Annotated in this window: 17 protein-coding genes; 15 read left to right on the forward strand and 2 right to left on the reverse strand. The window is 72.9% G+C overall.

What is annotated here, in order from left to right; all coding sequences use genetic code 11:
- Positions 1-245 precede the first annotated feature (245 nt).
- Positions 246-644 (forward strand): VOC family protein, encoded by a 399-nt coding sequence (locus PV350_RS04955; protein WP_499514668.1) that lies wholly within the window; start codon positions 246-248, stop codon positions 642-644.
- Between the two features lie 6 nt (positions 645-650).
- Here PV350_RS04955 and PV350_RS04960 read toward each other — a convergent pair whose 3' ends face one another.
- Entirely contained in the window at positions 651-1,331 is a 681-nt protein-coding gene (locus PV350_RS04960; RefSeq protein ID WP_499514667.1) for a helix-turn-helix transcriptional regulator, read from the reverse strand.
- 44 nt (positions 1,332-1,375) lie between these two features.
- Entirely contained in the window at positions 1,376-2,533 is a 1,158-nt protein-coding gene (locus PV350_RS04965) for a YihY/virulence factor BrkB family protein (protein WP_499514666.1), read from the reverse strand.
- An 18-nt stretch (positions 2,534-2,551) separates the two neighbouring features.
- Between PV350_RS04965 and PV350_RS04970 the strand changes: the two genes are divergently transcribed.
- The 14 genes from PV350_RS04970 (at position 2,552) to PV350_RS05035 (ending at position 16,439) form a co-directional block, all read left to right on the forward strand.
- Complete coding sequence (locus PV350_RS04970; protein WP_499514665.1) at positions 2,552-4,210, forward strand: acyl-CoA dehydrogenase family protein; 1,659 nt, start codon at positions 2,552-2,554, stop codon at positions 4,208-4,210.
- Between the two features lie 356 nt (positions 4,211-4,566).
- Complete coding sequence (locus tag PV350_RS04975) at positions 4,567-5,859, forward strand: helix-turn-helix domain-containing protein (protein ID WP_499514664.1); 1,293 nt, start codon at positions 4,567-4,569, stop codon at positions 5,857-5,859.
- 72 nt (positions 5,860-5,931) lie between these two features.
- Positions 5,932-6,510, forward strand: coding sequence for a GNAT family N-acetyltransferase (locus PV350_RS04980; protein ID WP_499514663.1), 579 nt, complete (start codon positions 5,932-5,934; stop codon positions 6,508-6,510).
- 26 nt (positions 6,511-6,536) lie between these two features.
- Positions 6,537-7,574 (forward strand): carbohydrate kinase family protein, encoded by a 1,038-nt coding sequence (locus PV350_RS04985; RefSeq protein WP_500332986.1) that lies wholly within the window; start codon positions 6,537-6,539, stop codon positions 7,572-7,574.
- 93 nt (positions 7,575-7,667) lie between these two features.
- Positions 7,668-7,751 carry a putative leader peptide gene (locus PV350_RS04990; RefSeq protein ID WP_322975673.1) on the forward strand — a complete coding sequence of 28 codons (84 nt, stop codon included), beginning with the start codon at positions 7,668-7,670 and terminating at the stop codon, positions 7,749-7,751.
- 169 nt (positions 7,752-7,920) lie between these two features.
- Positions 7,921-9,618 (forward strand): nitrite/sulfite reductase, encoded by a 1,698-nt coding sequence (locus tag PV350_RS04995; protein ID WP_499514661.1) that lies wholly within the window; start codon positions 7,921-7,923, stop codon positions 9,616-9,618.
- Positions 9,615-9,794 carry a hypothetical protein gene (locus PV350_RS05000; protein WP_499514660.1) on the forward strand — a complete coding sequence of 60 codons (180 nt, stop codon included), beginning with the start codon at positions 9,615-9,617 and terminating at the stop codon, positions 9,792-9,794. The genes PV350_RS04995 and PV350_RS05000 overlap by 4 nt, the downstream gene beginning before the upstream one ends.
- Positions 9,791-10,498, forward strand: coding sequence for a phosphoadenylyl-sulfate reductase (locus PV350_RS05005; RefSeq protein ID WP_499514659.1), 708 nt, complete (start codon positions 9,791-9,793; stop codon positions 10,496-10,498). Before PV350_RS05000 ends, PV350_RS05005 begins: the two co-directional genes overlap by 4 nt.
- 32 nt (positions 10,499-10,530) lie before the next feature.
- Positions 10,531-11,076 (forward strand): adenylyl-sulfate kinase, encoded by a 546-nt coding sequence (cysC, locus tag PV350_RS05010; RefSeq protein WP_500332987.1) that lies wholly within the window; start codon positions 10,531-10,533, stop codon positions 11,074-11,076.
- Positions 11,073-12,008: a sulfate adenylyltransferase subunit CysD gene (gene cysD, locus PV350_RS05015; RefSeq protein WP_499514657.1), complete on the forward strand. Its 936-nt coding sequence runs from the start codon at positions 11,073-11,075 to the stop codon at positions 12,006-12,008. Before cysC ends, cysD begins: the two co-directional genes overlap by 4 nt.
- Before the next feature lie 2 nt (positions 12,009-12,010).
- Complete coding sequence (locus PV350_RS05020) at positions 12,011-13,360, forward strand: sulfate adenylyltransferase subunit 1 (RefSeq protein ID WP_499514656.1); 1,350 nt, start codon at positions 12,011-12,013, stop codon at positions 13,358-13,360.
- Between the two features lie 224 nt (positions 13,361-13,584).
- On the forward strand, positions 13,585-14,712 hold the full coding sequence (locus PV350_RS05025; RefSeq protein WP_499514655.1) for an ABC transporter substrate-binding protein: 1,128 nt from the start codon (positions 13,585-13,587) through the stop codon (positions 14,710-14,712).
- Between the two features lie 52 nt (positions 14,713-14,764).
- On the forward strand, positions 14,765-15,559 hold the full coding sequence (locus PV350_RS05030) for an ABC transporter ATP-binding protein (protein WP_499514654.1): 795 nt from the start codon (positions 14,765-14,767) through the stop codon (positions 15,557-15,559).
- The gene (locus tag PV350_RS05035; RefSeq protein WP_499514653.1) at positions 15,546-16,439 is read left to right on the forward strand and encodes an ABC transporter permease; all 894 of its coding nucleotides are present in this window, start codon (positions 15,546-15,548) and stop codon (positions 16,437-16,439) included. The genes PV350_RS05030 and PV350_RS05035 overlap by 14 nt, the downstream gene beginning before the upstream one ends.
- Position 16,440: the final 1 nt, after the last annotated feature.

Genomic DNA, 16,440 nt, shown 5'->3' on the forward strand with positions numbered 1-16,440 from the left:
CCATCCTGCGCTAGAAGCCCAGATAGGCCGCCTTGTGGTCCACGACGACCTCATCGACATCGAACCGTAGAGTCTGCCCGCACCCGTAGCGTCGCCCCCCCCCGCCAGTCTTGAACGAATCGGACACGCACCGCCCCCCGCCCCCCACGCCCGCCGCGGCGGATCCGGTCAGCCCCGGTGGCGGGGGGCGGTGCGTGTCCGATTCGTTCAAGACGGGCCGGGGGGCGCGACCCTACGGTTGCGGCATGACTCTTCGTTTCGATGTCGTCGAGATCGTCGTGGCCGACATGGCCGCCTCGCTGGCCTTCTACCGCAGGCTGGGGCTGGAGGTCCCCGCCGGGGCGGAGGCCGAGCCCCACGTGGAGGTGGCGCTGCCCGGAGGGCTGCGCATGGCGTGGGACACCGTGGAGACCGTCCGGTCGTTCGACTCCTCCTGGACGCCCCCGCAGGGTGGCCACCGGATGGCGCTGGCCTTCACCTGTGACGGGCCGAAGGAGGTGGACGCGACGTTCGCCGAGCTGACCGGGGCTGGGTACGCGGGGCACCTGAAGCCCTTCGACGCGCCCTGGGGGATGCGGTACGCCGTGGTCCTGGACCCGGACGGGAACCCGGTCGACCTCTTCGCGACGCTCCCGCAGGAGTAGCCGGGGTCAGGCGAGCAGGTCGCCGAGCGGGACCCCGGCGAGCGCGCGGACGTCGCGGGCCAGGTGGGCCTGGTCCGCGTAGCCGGCGCGGGCGGCGACGTCGGCGAAGGGATGGCCGCGGCGGGCCAGTCCCAGTGCGCGCTGGAGGCGCAGGATGCGGGCGAGGGTCTTGGGCCCGTAGCCGAAGGCCGCCAGGCAGCGGCGGTGGAGCTGGCGCTCGCTCAGCCCGGTGTCCTCGGCGACGGTGCCGACGCGGGAGCCGGCCGCCAGGCTCGCGGCGACCTGCGGGCCCCACGGGGGCGCCGCGCGCCGCACGTCCCGTGCGAGCACCAGGGACTCCAGGACGGCGCCGGGGTCGGCGGCCGCGGCGACGCGCTCGGTGGCCCGGCGCGCCTGCGCGCCGGGCCACAGCGCGTCCAGCGGAACACGGCGGTCACGCAGCTCGTGCGCGGGCAGCCCGAACACGGCGGGCCCGACGCCGGGGGCGAAGCGCAGGCCCGCGTACCGCGTGCCGGGCGGGCTGCCGGAGAGGTGGGCGGCGGTGTCGGGGCCCGCCGCGAACAGTCCGGTGTCCTCGCCCCAGATCAGGTCGATGCAGCCGTCGGGCAGCACGCGGGCCGCCCCGGCACCCGCTGTCCTCGTCCACAGCACGGCGCCGGGCACCGTCGAGGTCTGTTCCCGGTACACCGCTCCAGCATGGCACCGGCCACCGACAGCGCGCCGGGTGCGCCTCAGTGCGGGGGCTTGCCGCCGTTCTTGCCCGGGGGCCGGCGCCCGCGCAGCCGGGACCGCACGTCCTCCGGCGGCAGGAAGCCCGCCCAGCGCTCGGGGAATTCGGCGGGCGGGTCCTCCGGACCGACCTCGTCGTCCGGGCCGGACTCGAACGCGGCGCGACGGGCGGCGGCCTCCGCGACGAGGTCGGCGGCGGCGCGTTCCCTGGCCCGGGCGTTCTCCTCGCGGGCGGCCGCGGTCTCGATCGACGGCCACACCCGGTCGATGGCGGCGTTGACGGCCGCTCCGACGAGCACCGCGAAGGCCGACACGAAGATCCACAGCAGGACGGCGACGGGCGCGGCCAGCGATCCGTAGATGGTCGGGCCCTCGACGGTGTGGGTGAGGTAGATGCGCAGCACGAAGCTGCCGAGGACCCACATCAGCAGGGCGACGGCCGCCCCGGGCATGTCCTCGTACCAGGGCGACCGCACCGGTACGGAGACGTGGTACAGCGTGGTGAGGAAGGCGATCGACAACACGCTGACGACCGGCCAGTACAGTATCCGGATCACGGCCTCGCTCCACGGCAGGAACGACACCACCGCGTCCGGCCCGACGACCATCAGCGGCATGACGACCGCACCGATCACCAGGGCGACGATGTAGAGCAGCAGCGCCAGCAGCCGCGTCCTGACGATGCCGCGCCTGCCCTCCAGCCCGTACATGATCGTGATCGTGTCGACGAAGACGTTGAGGGCCCGCGATCCGGACCACAGGGCGATGACGAAGCCGATGGAGATCACGTCGGGCCGTCCGCCGCCGAAGACGTCGTCGACGAGCGGCCGCATCAGCTGGTCGACGCCCTTGTCCGACAGGACCGTCGCGGCGGCCGTGAGGATGTTGCCGCGGATGTTGTCGATCGTGTCGGTGCCGATGATCTCGTCGACGTAGCCGATGGCGCCGACGAGGCTCAGCAGCAGCGGCGGCAGGGAGAGCAGCACGAAGAAGGCGGCCTCGGCGGCGAGTCCGGTGACGCGGTACTCCATGCAGGAGTCGACCGTGTCCTTGAGCAGCAGCCAGCCCACCTTGCGCTTGGATACGTTCCTGTAGAGGGCCCGCGCCCGGTGGAGTCGGCCTCGCCTGGGCCGCTCGGGTGTTTCGTCTGCTGCCTGCACGCGCCTACCGTAACCGTCATGAGTCCCCCCACACACACCGTGACCAACCAGGCTCCGCCCCTGGTCGGGTATGACGTGTACGCCGCCGACACCGCCCTGGTGGAGGGGGTGGCACGACACGTGGCGCCCGGGCTCCGGGAGGAGGTCCACCGGGAGCTCGGCGAGATCGGCCGGGCCGCCGGTTCCGCTCAGGCGCAGGGGTGGGCGGAGGCCGCCGACACCCATCCGCCGGTGCTGCGCACCCACGACCGGTACGGGCACCGGATCGACGAGGTGGAGTTCCACCCGGCCTGGCACCGGCTGCTGGGGCGCGCGGTCTCCTCGGGGCTCACCGACGCCTGGTCGCGCCCCGGCGGACACCTGCGGCGCGCGGCGGGTTTCCTGGTGTGGTCCCAGGCGGAGGCCGGGCACGGCTGCCCGGTGTCGATGACGCACGCGGCGGTGCCGGCGCTGCGGGCCGACCCGGCGCTGGCCGCCGAGTGGGAGCCCCGGCTGGGGTCGCGGGTGTACGACCCGCAGCTGGTGGCGCCGGGAGGCAAGCCCGGGGCGCTGTTCGGCATGGGGATGACCGAGAAGCAGGGCGGCTCGGACGTGCGGGCTACCACCACGCGGGCGGAGCCGCTGGCGGAGGAGGGCACGTACCTGCTCACCGGCCACAAGTGGTTCTGCTCGGCGCCGATGTCGGACGCCTTCCTCGTGCTGGCGCAGGCGTCCCCCTCCTCGGGGAAGGGGGGCCTGACCTGCTTCCTGCTGCCCCGGGTGCTGCCGGACGGCTCACGCAACGTCTTCCTGATCCAGCGGCTCAAGGACAAGCTGGGCAACCGCTCCAACGCCTCGGCCGAGGTGGAGTTCGACGGCACGTGGGCGCGCCGGGTCGGCGAGGAGGGGCGCGGGGTGGCGACCATCATCGAGATGGTGGCGGCCACCCGGCTGGACTGCGCGACCGGTTCCGCCGCGCTGATGCGGCAGGCGGTGGCGCAGGCGGTGCACCACGCGACGCACCGCAGCGCGTTCGGCGGGCCGCTGGTCGACAAGCCGCTGATGCGGAACGTCCTGGCGGACCTCGCCCTGGAGTCGGAGGCGGCCACCACGACCGTGCTGCGGCTGGCGGCGGCGTACGACGCGGATGGCGCGGACGACGAGCAGGAGCGGCACTTCCGGCGGCTGGCGGTGGCGGTCTCCAAGTACTGGGTCACCAAGCGCTGCCCGCCGCTGGTGGCCGAGGCGCTGGAGTGCCTGGGCGGCAACGGCTACGTGGAGGAGTCGGGGCTGCCGCGCCTGTTCCGGGAGTCGCCGCTGAACTCGGTGTGGGAGGGCTCGGGCAACGTGCAGGCCCTGGACGTGCTGCGGGTGCTGCAGAGGGAGCCGCGCGCGCTGAACGCCTTCCTCGGCGAGATCGGCCTGGCGCGCGGCGCGGACCACCGGCTGGACGGCGCGATCAAGTCGCTGCTGACCGAACTGGCCGACCTGGAGGGCGTCGAGGCCCGGGCGCGCCGGCTGGTGGAGCGCATGGCGCTGGTGCTGCAGGGCTCGTTGCTGGTGCGGTTCGCCCCGGTCGAGGTCTCGGACGCGTTCTGCGCCTCGCGGCTCGGCGGCGACTGGGGGGCGACCTTCGGCACGCTGCCGCGCGGGCTGGACCTGGCGGCGATCGTGGAGCGGGCGCAACCTCAGGTGTGAGGGGCGGATGCGGCGGCGGTCCGCCCGAGGTCCCGACGGAAGGACCGGGATCTTCGGGGAAACGTTCCGCCGCCGCGCCGCACTGAGGGTGGTGCCGCGCCGACTCGGCACCACCCCCGGTCTCGCCTCACCGTCGCACGGAATCAGGGTTCCGTACGAATAGCGTGATGCGCCGTCACTGTCCGTCGAATGCGCGCATATTCGCAACCGTTGCAGACAGTTGCAAGGTATTGGCCGGATATCCCACCGGAGGGACCGGCCCGGCGGCACCATATGCACATGGTGTGGCAGCGGAGAACCGGCGCGGCCACTGCCCGAGCGCAGAAAGCGCTGCGCACACGGACGCGGGGAGCACCATGAACCAGGATCCGATCGACGCACGGTCGTTGTCGGTCCAGTCCGTCCAGGAACCGCGCCGTTCCGCACGGCTGCTGGGCGGCATGCGGGACGCCGCGCTGGGCGGCGGATCGGGTGGCACGGTGCCCAGACCGGTCATCCAGGACTCCTGGCGGCGCGCCCTGGACCTCGGTGTCGACCCGGACAACGGCAGCCATGCCGGCATGCTGACCGCCGACGAGATCGAGGTGCGCAGGCGCCACACCCCGCTGAACGACGTGATGTCCGCGCTGCGCGACGGCCTGGTCTCGGTCGCCGACGAGGCCCGGCACATCATGGTGGTCACCGACCCCGAGGGCCGGGTGCTGTGGCGGGACGGCAGTCTGGCCGTCCGCAGGAGCGCGGACCGGCTGGGCTTCGCCGAGGGCGCCTCGTGGTCGGAGGAGGCCGTCGGCACCAACGCGATCGGCACCGCCCTGGTCACCGGGCGGCCGGTGCAGGTGCACTCCTCGGAGCACTTCGTCCGGGTGCACCACCAGTGGACCTGTGCCGCGGCCCCGCTCATCGACCCGCGGGACGGCCGGCTGCTGGGCGCGGTGGACGTCAGCGGGCCCGCGGCCGGGATGCACCCCGCGATGCTGTCGCTGGTGACCGCGGTGACCAAGGTCGCCGAGGCCGAACTGCGCAGCCTGCACTGGGCGGCCGTGGACCGGCTGCGCTCGGTCTCCGCCCCGCTGCTCGCCCGGATGCCGGGCCGGGCGGCGGTCGTCGACCCCAACGGCTGGACGGCGGCGGTGACCGGGATGCCGCCGGTGGAGCGGATCACGCTGCCCGCCGCGCCGAGCGCCGGACGTACGTGGGTGCCCGCGCTGGGCACCTGCACCCTGGAGCCGCTGCCGGGCGGCTGGCTGGTGCGGGTCGCCACGCCGGAGGAGGAGGTGCCCGGGGCCGGGCACGTGGTGCTGGACCTCGGCCGTCCCCGCACGTGGACGGTGAACGTCTCCGGTGCGGCCGGCGGCTGGTCGCAGGAGCTCAGCCCGCGCCACGCCGAACTGCTCTTCGTGCTGGCCCTGCACCGGGACGGCCGCACCGCCGCGGAACTGGCCGGCGACCTGTTCGGCGACCCCTCCCGCACGGTGACGGTGCGCGCCGAGATGTCCCGCCTGCGCCGCACCCTGGCCGGGGTGCTCGACCACCGTCCCTACCGCTTCGCGGACGGCGTCGAGGTCGAGGTGGTCCGCCCCGCCCACCCCGCGGACCTGCTGCCGCACTCGACGGCGCCGGCGGTGCGCGGGGCGCGCTTCGGGGAGTGAGGGGGCGACCCGGACGGGCCGCGGCAGCGAGCCGGGAACCCGCCGGGTCCGCGAGGCCGCAGAATGTGGCGCATGAGCACTAGCGTCACGGTGACCACGTGGTCACTGGAGCAGACCTCCCACGCCGATCTGCGGCCCTCCCTGGAGCCGGACCCCGCGACGTCGGGCATCCGCATCGCGCGGGCCGAGGTGCCGTCCCCGGAGTTCAGCCGCTTCCTCTACACGTCGGTGGGCGCGGACTGCGCCTGGACGGACCGCCTGCCGTGGTCGTACGAGCAGTGGCGGGCCTTCCTGGAGCGCCCGGGCGTGGAGACCTGGGTGGCGTACGACCGGGACACCCCGGCCGGCTACATCGAACTGGACCCGCAGGACGACGGCCAGGTCGAGATCGCGTACTTCGGGCTGCTGCCCGCCTTCCGGGGGCGGCGGATCGGCGGGCACCTGCTGTCCGTCGGCATCGCCCGCGCCTGGGACCTGGCGGAGCGCCGGCCGGACCGCACCCCGACGAAGCGGGTGTGGGTGCACACCTGCAGCCTGGACGGGCCGCACGCGCTGGCCAACTACGAGAACCGCGGCTTCCGCATCTTCCGCACCGAGACGGGGGAGGAGGAGGAGAGGCCCGTCACCGGGCCCTGGTCCGGAGCCCGGTAGGGACCGGCGGACGGGAAGGGGCGGGCATGGACGTCGTCGGGGTCGGGGCGCTCAACCTGGACCTCATCACGGGCGCGTCCGCCCTGAACGGCGGCCCGGTGCTGGCCCGGCTCGGCGCGCACATGCGGCTGCGCCCGCCGCCGGAGAGCGGCGGCGAACGCATGGTCGACGAGCCCGCCGTCCGCGCCGGCCTGGAGTGGCTGCGGGCCGAGGGGGTGCCGCTCACGCCGGAACCGGGCGGCTCGGCCTTCAACACCCTCCATGCGCTGGGCCGTCTGGGCCGCGGGCTGCGGCTCGGGTACGTGGGCGTGGCGGGCCGCGACCCGCTGGGCGCGGCCGGCCCCCTCGCCGTCCTGGACGGGCTCGGCATCGACCGGCGGCTGGTGGCCCGGGACCCGGACCGGCTGTGCGGGATCTGCCTGTCCGTGCACGACGGCGGGGAGCGCACGCTGCTGACCCACACCGGGGCGAACACGCGGATCGCCGCCCATGTGCGGGAGCGGTTCGAGGAGATCGCCGGCTACCTGGCGGCGGCGCGGGCGGTGCACGTCACCTCGTTCCTGGATCCGGACGGCGGCGCGGTGCTGCACCGGCTGCTGGTGGAGGTGCGGCGGCGTTCGCCGCGGACGCTGATCAGCTTCGACCCGGGGCACGTCTGGTCGGCGGAGCCGACCGCCGATGTGCTGGCCATGGCGGCGATGAGCGACTACCTGCTGGTCAACGGGCGGGAGTTCGAGCGGCTGGTCCGGGTGCGGACCCGTGCGGAGGGCGCGGCCGTGGTGAAGTACCCGGACCGGGTGGAGGTGCACCGGCCGGGCACCGTGGAGCGCTACGCGCACCGGCCGCTCCCCGGCGGCGAGGTGGAGGACGCGACGGGGGCGGGCGACGTCTTCGCGGCGGGGCTGCTGGCGGCGCTGGTCGCGGACCACGCCCCGCTCGGTGCGGGGGTGCGGCTGGGTTCGGCGCTGGCGGGCCACAAGCTGCGTCACGTGGGGACCCGCGGGCACGGTGGGTTCCGGGCCATCGCGGCCGATTTCCTGCGCCCGGCGAGTCATGTCAGGTGACGGACAATCGACGCATCTCGCCATGCGGGATGAACTCGTCCACATTTTGGATAACGGTGGACTGGCCCGAGATCCCCGTGACACGCTTTCGACATGTCTCGCACTGGAATCGCCTTGGTAGGTCGGCTGCACGTCGACCTCGGACGCATGTCCAGCGCCATCTGTCAGGCGTGCTGAGCACTCGCCGCCGTCCCGTCCAGGACTGACCCGGCCGTCCCCGGCCCCGCGGGCGCAACGAGGCGCCCACGCCTCGCGCTGTTCCCAGCGCAGCGGCGTATCCGCAGGCCAAGGGGACTCTTCGCGCTACGACCGACTCTGTCCAGCCTGCCAGAAGGACTGCATCGCCATGGCCTCCACCCCTGACCAGCCGAACGCCGCCGCGCCGCGCCGCAAGGTGAGCCGCCACCGCGGCGAGGGCCAGTGGGCGGTCGGCCACATGACACCGCTCAACGCCAACGAGCAGTTCAAGCGGGACGACGACGGTCTCAACGTGCGGACACGCATTGAGACGATCTACCGGTACCGCGGCTTCGACGCGATCGACGGAGCCGACCTGCGCGGCCGCATGCGCTGGTGGGGTCTGTACACCCAGCGCAAGCCCGGGATCGACGGCGGCAAGACCGCGATCCTGGAGCCGGAGGAGCTGGACGACAAGTACTTCATGCTCCGGGTCCGCATCGACGGCGGCCGGCTCACCACCGAGCAGCTGCGCGTCATCGGCGAGGTCTCCCAGGAGTTCGCCCGCGGCACCGCCGACATCACCGACCGGCAGAACATCCAGCTGCACTGGATCCGCATCGAGGACGTCGCCGAGATCTGGCAGCGCCTGGAGGCCGTGGGCCTGTCCACCACCGAGGCGTGCGGCGACACCCCGCGGGTCATCCTCGGCTCGCCCGTCGCCGGGATCGCCGAGGACGAGATCCTCGACGGCACCTGGGCCGTGGACGAGGCCCACCGCCGCATCGTCGGCAACAAGGAGTTCTCCAACCTCCCCCGCAAGTTCAAGTCGGCGATCTCCGGCTCCCCGCTGCTGGACGTGGCCCACGAGATCAACGACGTCGCCTTCGTCGGCGTCCGCCACCCCGAGCACGGGCCGGGCTTCGACGTGTGGGTCGGCGGCGGTCTGTCCACCAACCCCAAGATCGGCGTCCGGCTGGGCGCGTGGGTGCCGCTGGAGGCGGTCCCGGACGTCTTCGAAGGCGTCATCTCGATCTTCCGCGACTACGGCTACCGGCGGCTGCGCACCCGCGCCCGGCTGAAGTTCCTGGTCGCCGACTGGGGCGCGGAGAAGTTCCGCCAGGTGCTGGAGGACGAGTACCTGGGGCGCAAGCTGGCCGACGGCCCCGCCCCCGACCAGCCGGTCCAGCAGTGGCGGGACCACGTGGGCGTGCACCGCCAGAAGGACGGCCGCTACTACGTCGGCTTCGCGCCGCGCGTCGGCCGGGTGGACGGCACCACGCTCAGCAAGATCGCCGAGCTGGCGGAGGCGCACGGCTCCGGCCGGCTGCGGACCACCGTCGAGCAGAAGATGATCGTGCTGGACGTCGAGCAGGACCGGGTCGACTCCCTCGTCTCGGGTCTGGAGGCGCTGGACCTGCAGGTGAAGCCCTCCCCGTTCCGGCGCGGCACGATGGCCTGCACCGGCATCGAGTTCTGCAAGCTGGCCATCGTCGAGACCAAGGCGCGCGGCTCCTCACTGATCGACGAACTGGAGCGCCGGCTGCCGGAGTTCGAGGAGCCGATCACGATCAACATCAACGGCTGCCCGAACGCCTGCGCCCGGATCCAGGTCGCCGACATCGGCCTCAAGGGCCAGCTCGTGCTGGACGACGAGGGCAACCAGGTGGAGGGCTACCAGGTGCACCTGGGCGGCGCGCTGGGCCTGGAGGCCGGTTTCGGCCGCAAGGTCCGCGGGCTTAAGGTCACCGCGGACGAGCTGCCCGACTACGTCGAGCGCGTCCTGAAGCGTTTCCAGGCCGAGCGTACGGACGGCGAGCGCTTCGCGCAGTGGGTGACGCGGGCGAGCGAGGAGGCGCTGTCGTGAGCGAACGCGCCGCACCGTTCTACTGCCCCTACTGCGGGGACGAGGACCTGCACCCCGCGGAGCAGGGCCACGGCGCCTGGGAGTGCCGGTCGTGCAACCGCGCGTTCCAGCTGAAGTTCCTGGGCCTGCTGGCCCGGGGGCTGCGGACCGAGCACCGTGAGGGAGGCCCTTCGTGACCACCGCGCAGCAGCACACCGCGGACGAACTGCGGGCGCTGGCCGAGCAGGCGGGCCGCGACCTGGAGGACGCCACCGCGCTCGACGTCCTGCGCTGGGCCACCGGCACCTTCGGGTCCCGGTTCTGCGTCACCTCCTCGATGGAGGACGCGGTCGTGGCGCACCTGGCCTCGCGCGTCGCCCCGGGCGTCGACGTCGTCTTCCTCGACACCGGCTACCACTTCCCGGAGACCATCGGCACCCGTGACGCGGTCGCCGCCGTCATGGACGTGCAGCTCATCACGCTGACGCCGCGTCAGAGCGTGGCCGAGCAGGACGCGGAGTACGGGCCGAGGCTGCACGACCGCGACCCCGACCTGTGCTGCGCGCTGCGCAAGGTCACGCCGCTGGAGGAGGGCCTGACCGGCTACGACGCCTGGGCGACCGGCCTGCGCCGCGACGAGTCCCCCACCCGCGCGAACACCCCGGTCGTGGGCTGGGACGCGCGGCGCGGGAAGGTCAAGGTCTCCCCCATCGCCCGCTGGACGCAGGACGACGTGGACTCCTACGTCACGGAGCACGGGGTGCTCACCAACCCGCTGCTCACGGACGGCTACGCCTCGGTCGGCTGCGCCCCCTGCACCCGCCGGGTGCTGGAGGGCGAGGACGCCCGGGCCGGCCGCTGGGCGGGACGGGCCAAGACCGAGTGCGGGCTGCACGGCTGATGACGACGGAACGGACTTCCCGGGAGGGGCGGATGGGCGTGACGGGCACAGGGGCCACGGTGTGGCTCACGGGTCTGCCGAGCGCGGGCAAGACCACGATCGCCCAGGCGCTGGCCGGGCGGCTGCGCGGCGACGGGCACCGGGTGGAGGTCCTGGACGGCGACGAGATCCGCGAGTTCCTCTCCGCGGGCCTCGGCTTCGGCCGCGAGGACCGGCACACCAATGTGCAGCGGATCGGTTTCGTCGCCGAACTCCTGGCCGCCAACGGGGTCAAGGTGCTGGTCCCGGTCATCGCGCCGTACGCCGACAGCCGGGAGGCCGTCCGCAAGCGCCACGAGGCGCGGGGCACGACGTACCTGGAGGTGCACGTCGCCACCCCGGTGGAGGTCTGCACCGTGCGTGACGTGAAGGGCCTGTACGCCAAGCAGGCCGCGGGCGAGATATCCGGGCTGACCGGCGTCGACGACCCGTACGAGGCACCCGAGACCCCCGATCTGCGGATCGAGACCCAGGACCACACCGTCGAGGACTCGGCGGCGCTGCTGACGGCGCTGCTCGTGGAGAGGGGACTGGCGTGACCACGGTAGTCGCAGTCGACGAGAGCACGGGCAATCCCTTCGCGCTGTCGCACCTGGACGCGCTGGAGTCGGAGGCGGTGCACATCTTCCGTGAGGTGGCGGGGGAGTTCGAGCGGCCGGTGATCCTCTTCTCCGGCGGCAAGGACTCCATCGTCATGCTCCACCTGGCGCTGAAGGCCTTCGCCCCCGCGGCGGTCCCCTTCTCGCTGCTGCACGTCGACACGGGCCACAACTTCCCCGAGGTGCTGGAGTACCGGGACCGCACCGTGGCGGAGCACTCCCTGCGGCTGCACGTCGCCTCGGTGCAGGACTACATCGACGACGGCCGGCTGCGCGAGCGCCCCGACGGCACCCGCAACCCGCTGCAGACGGTGCCGCTGACCGAGGCCATCCAGGAGTCGCGCTTCGACGCCGTCTTCGGCGGCGGCCGCCGTGACGAGGAGAAGGCCCGCGCCAAGGAGCGGGTGTTCTCGCTGCGCGACGAGTTCTCCCAGTGGGACCCGCGCCGCCAGCGGCCCGAGCTGTGGCAGCTCTACAACGGCCGGCACGCCCCCGGCGAGCACGTGCGCGTCTTCCCGCTGTCCAACTGGACCGAGCTGGACGTGTGGCAGTACATCGCCCGCGAGGGCATCGAGCTGCCGGAGATCTACTACGCCCACGAGCGCGAGGTGTTCCGGCGCAGCGGCATGTGGCTGACCGCGGGCGACTGGGGCGGGCCGAAGGACGGCGAGTCGGTGGAGACCCGGCTGATCCGCTACCGCACGGTGGGCGACATGTCCTGCACCGGCGCGGTGGACTCCGACGCCGCCACCATCGACGCCGTCATCGCCGAGATCGCCGCGTCCCGGCTCACCGAGCGGGGCGCCACCCGGGCGGACGACAAGCTCTCCGAGGCCGCGATGGAAGACCGCAAGCGCGAGGGGTACTTCTAGCCATGACCACCGGCACCACCGCCGAGCAGCTCTCGGCCACCTCCCTGCTGCGCTTCGCCACCGCGGGTTCCGTCGACGACGGCAAGTCCACGCTGGTCGGCCGGCTGCTGCACGACTCCAAGTCGGTGCTCGCCGACCAGCTGGAGGCCGTCGAGCTGGCCTCCGCCCGCCGCGGGCAGGAGGCGCCGGACCTGGCGCTGCTCACCGACGGCCTGCGCGCCGAGCGCGAGCAGGGCATCACCATCGACGTGGCGTACCGCTACTTCGCCACGCCGCGGCGGCGGTTCATCCTGGCGGACACGCCGGGGCACGTGCAGTACACGCGGAACATGGTGACCGGCGCCTCGACCGCCGAGCTGACCGTGATCCTGGTGGACGCCCGCAACGGCGTCGTGGAGCAGACCCGCCGGCACGCGGCGCTGGCGGCGCTGCTGCGGGTGCCGCACGTGGTGCTCGCGGTCAACAAGATGGACCTGGCCGACTGGTCGGAGCCGGTCTTCGCGGCCATCGCCGAGGAGTTCACCGCCTACGCGGCCTCCATCGGCGTCCCGGAGATCACCACGATCCCCATCTCGGCCCTGGTCGGCGACAACGTCGTGTCGCCCTCGGCGAACATGGACTGGTACGGCGGCCCGACGATCCTGGAGCACCTGGAGACCGTCCCCGTCGGCAGCGACCCCGGTGCGCACCCGGCGCGCTTCCCCGTGCAGTACGTCATCCGCCCGCAGACCGCGGAGCACCCCGACTACCGCGGCTACGCGGGGCAGATCGCCTCGGGCGTGCTGCGCGTCGGCGACCCCGTGACGGTCCTGCCGTCCGGGCTGACCAGCACGATCAGCGGCATCGACGCGCTCGGCACCCCGGTCGACGTGGCGTGGGCGCCGCAGTCGGTGACGCTGCTGCTCGGCGACGACCTGGACATCTCGCGCGGCGACCTGATCGCGCCGTCCGACGCCGCCCCGGCGACCACCCAGGACGTCGAGGCGACCGTGTGCCACCTGCACGAGCGGCCGCTGAAGGTGGGCGCGCGCGTGCTGCTCAAGCACAGCACGCGCACGGTGAAGGCGGTCGTGAAGCGGCTGCCGTACCGGATCGACCTGACCCGGGGGCTGGAGCACGAGGACGAGCCGGGCGAGCTGCGCGTCAACGACATCGGCACGGTGGTGCTGCGCACCTCGGAGCCGCTGCCGCTGGACGCGTACGCCGACTCCCGGCTCACCGGCTCCTTCCTGCTGATCGACCCGGCGGACGGCACCACGCTGACCGCCGGCATGGCGGGCGAGGCCTTCGCCGCCCGCACCGCCACGGCCGCGGGCGACGCGGCCGGTGACGACGAGGGGTGGGATTTCTGATGGCGTTCGACGACGCCTTCGCCGGATTCGCCAAGGAGGGCGGTCGCGTCGGCAGCGGCTGTCTGGGCAGCGGCACAGGCGGTGTCACGCGATGTGCGCGCTGACCCCGTCCGAGCACCGCACCCGCGCCGCGTACGCGGCACCGCACCACCGACCACCAGACAGCCACCACCCCGGCGCGCCGTAGAGAGCGCGAGCCGGGGCCATCGAGAGGACCGCCTCCCGTGACTGCCGATCGCACCACCGCCCCGAGAACGTCCGCCCGTCGCCGCCTCATAGCCGGCGCCGCCCTTCTGCCGCTGCTGGCCCTGGCCGCCTGCGGCTACGGCTCCGACAAGAAGGACGACACCACCAACGCGGCCGCGAGCAGCGGCACCAGCAAGAAGCTGTCCGCCTCGACGGTGAAGATCGGCTACTTCGCGAACCTCACCCACGCCACCCCGCTGGTGGGCCTGAAGGAGGGCTTCTTCGCCGACGAGCTGGGCTCGGGCACCACGATCAAGGAGTCGGTGTTCAACGCCGGGCCCGCCGAGATCGAGGCCCTCAACGCCGGTTCCATCGACATCGGCTGGATCGGCCCCTCCCCCGCGGTCAACGGCTGGACGAAGTCCGGCGGCAAGAGCCTGAAGATCATCTCCGGTTCGGCCTCCGGCGGCGTCAAGCTGGTCGTCAACCCGGACAAGATCAAGACCCTCAAGGACGTCAAGGGCAAGAAGATCGCCACCCCGCAGCTCGGCAACACCCAGGACGTGGCGTTCCTCAACTGGATCGCCGAGCAGGGCTGGAAGGTCGACGCGACCAGCGGCAAGGGCGACGTGTCCGTGGTCCGCACGGACAACAAGGTCACCCCCGACGCCTACAAGACCGGCTCCATCGACGGTGCCTGGGTGCCCGAGCCCACCGCGTCCAAGCTGGTCGCCGAGGGCGCGAAGGTGCTCCTGGACGAGCGCGACCTGTGGCCGGACAAGAAGTTCGTCATCACGAACGTGATCGTCTCCCAGGCGTTCCTCAAGGACCACCCGGACGTCGTCGAGGCCGTCCTGCGCGGCTCGGTGAAGACCAACGCCTGGATCAGCGCCAACCCCGACAAGGCCAAGGCCGACGCCAACGCGCAGTTGGAGAAGCTGTCCGGCAAGCCGCTGCCCGCCGACGTCATCGACCCGGCCTGGGAGAGCATCCAGGTCATCGACGACCCGCTGGCGTCCACGCTGCAGACCGAGGCCGACCACGCCGTCACGGCCGGACTGCTGGAGAAGCCCTCGCTCAAGGGCATCTACGACCTGACGATCCTCAACAAGATCCTCAAGGGCGAGGGCAAGACCGGGATCGACGACGCCGGTCTCGGCGGCTGAGGCCCGGCAGCACCGATGACGACCGCAGCCCCAGCCCTCAGGAGGTGACGCCATGGCCACCGCACTCACCAAGCAGCCCGCCGTGACGGTCGACGCGGCCCCGTACGCCGCACGGCTCGAGCACGTCTCGAAGTCCTTCGGCCGTCCCGGCGCGGAGACGCACGTGCTGGACGACATCAGCATCGACGTCGCACCGGGCGAGTTCGTCTGCCTCCTGGGGGCCTCGGGCTGCGGCAAGTCCACGCTGCTCAACCTGGTCGCGGGACTCGACGGGCCGTCCGCCGGGGGCATCGAGACTCCCGGCGGCCGCCCGGCCCTGATGTTCCAGGAGCACGCCCTGTTCCCGTGGCTCACCGCGGGCAGGAACATCGAACTCGCCCTGCGCATGCGCGGCGTGCCGCGCGCCGAGCGGCGCCCGGAGGCCGAGCGGCTGCTGGAGCTCGTCCGCCTGAAGGGCGCGTACGGCAAGCGGGTGCACGAACTGTCCGGCGGCATGCGGCAGCGCGTCGCGCTGGCCCGGGCGCTGGCGCAGGACAGCCAGCTGCTGCTGATGGACGAGCCGTTCGCGGCGCTCGACGCCATCACCCGCGACGTCCTGCACGAGGAGCTCACCCGCATCTGGGCCGAGACCCGCCTGTCGGTGCTCTTCGTGACCCACAACGTCCGTGAGGCGGTGCGGCTCGCGCAGCGGGTCGTGCTGCTCTCCTCGCGGCCGGGACGGATCGCCCGGGAGTGGACGGTCGGCATCCCGCAGCCGCGCCGCATCGAGGACTCGGCGGTCGCCGAGCTCTCCGTGGAGATCACCGAACACCTCCGGGGGGAGATCCGGCGCCATGGCCAGCACTGAGACGAAGGCGGACGTCAGGCCCGGCGGCGACCTCGCGGGACTGGAGGCCGGGCTCGACGCCCTGGAGACCCGGTCCGCGACCCGCGTGCCGCTGGCCCGCGTGCTGCTGCAGAAGGCCGTTCCCCCGCTCGTTGCCATCGCGCTGGTGCTGGTGGTGTGGCAGCTCGCGTACCACTTCGAGCTCAAGCCGCACTACCAGCTGCCCAGTCCGGCGGAGGTCGGGCGCGCCCTGCAGGACAAGTGGCTCGACGGCACCCTGCTCGGCTACGTCTGGACGAGCCTGTCGCGCGGCGCGCTGGGCTTCGTGGCCTCCGTCGCGATCGGAACGCCGCTCGGCCTGCTCGTGGCGCGGGTCCGGGTGGTGCGGGCCGCGATCGGGCCGATCCTGTCGGGCCTGCAGTCCCTGCCGTCGGTGGCGTGGGTGCCCGCGTCGATCATCTGGTTCGGGCTGTCGGACGCCACGATCTACTGCGTGGTGCTGCTGGGCGCGGTGCCCTCGATCGCCAACGGCCTGGTCGCGGGCGTCGACCAGATCCCGCCGCTGTTCCTGCGGGCCGGCCGCACCATCGGCGCCACCGGCATCCACGCGGTGCGGCACGTGCTGCTGCCGGCCGCCCTGCCGGGTTACCTCGCCGGCCTCAAGCAGGGCTGGGCCTTCTCCTGGCGCTCCCTGATGGCCGCCGAGCTCATCGCCACCTCCCCCGACCTCGGCGTGGGCCTGGGCCAGCTGCTGGAGCAGGGGCGCGAACTGTCCGACATGCCGAGCGTGCTGGCGGCGATCCTGCTGATCCTGATCGTCGGCATCGGCATCGAACTGCTGGTGTTCGCGCCGCTGGAGCGTTCGGTGCTGCGCAGCCGCGGCCTGTTCGCACGGGGCTGAC

Origin of the sequence: Streptomyces sp. PA03-6a, from assembly GCF_033792765.1 — a bacterium.
GTDB lineage: Bacteria > Actinomycetota > Actinomycetes > Streptomycetales > Streptomycetaceae > Actinacidiphila.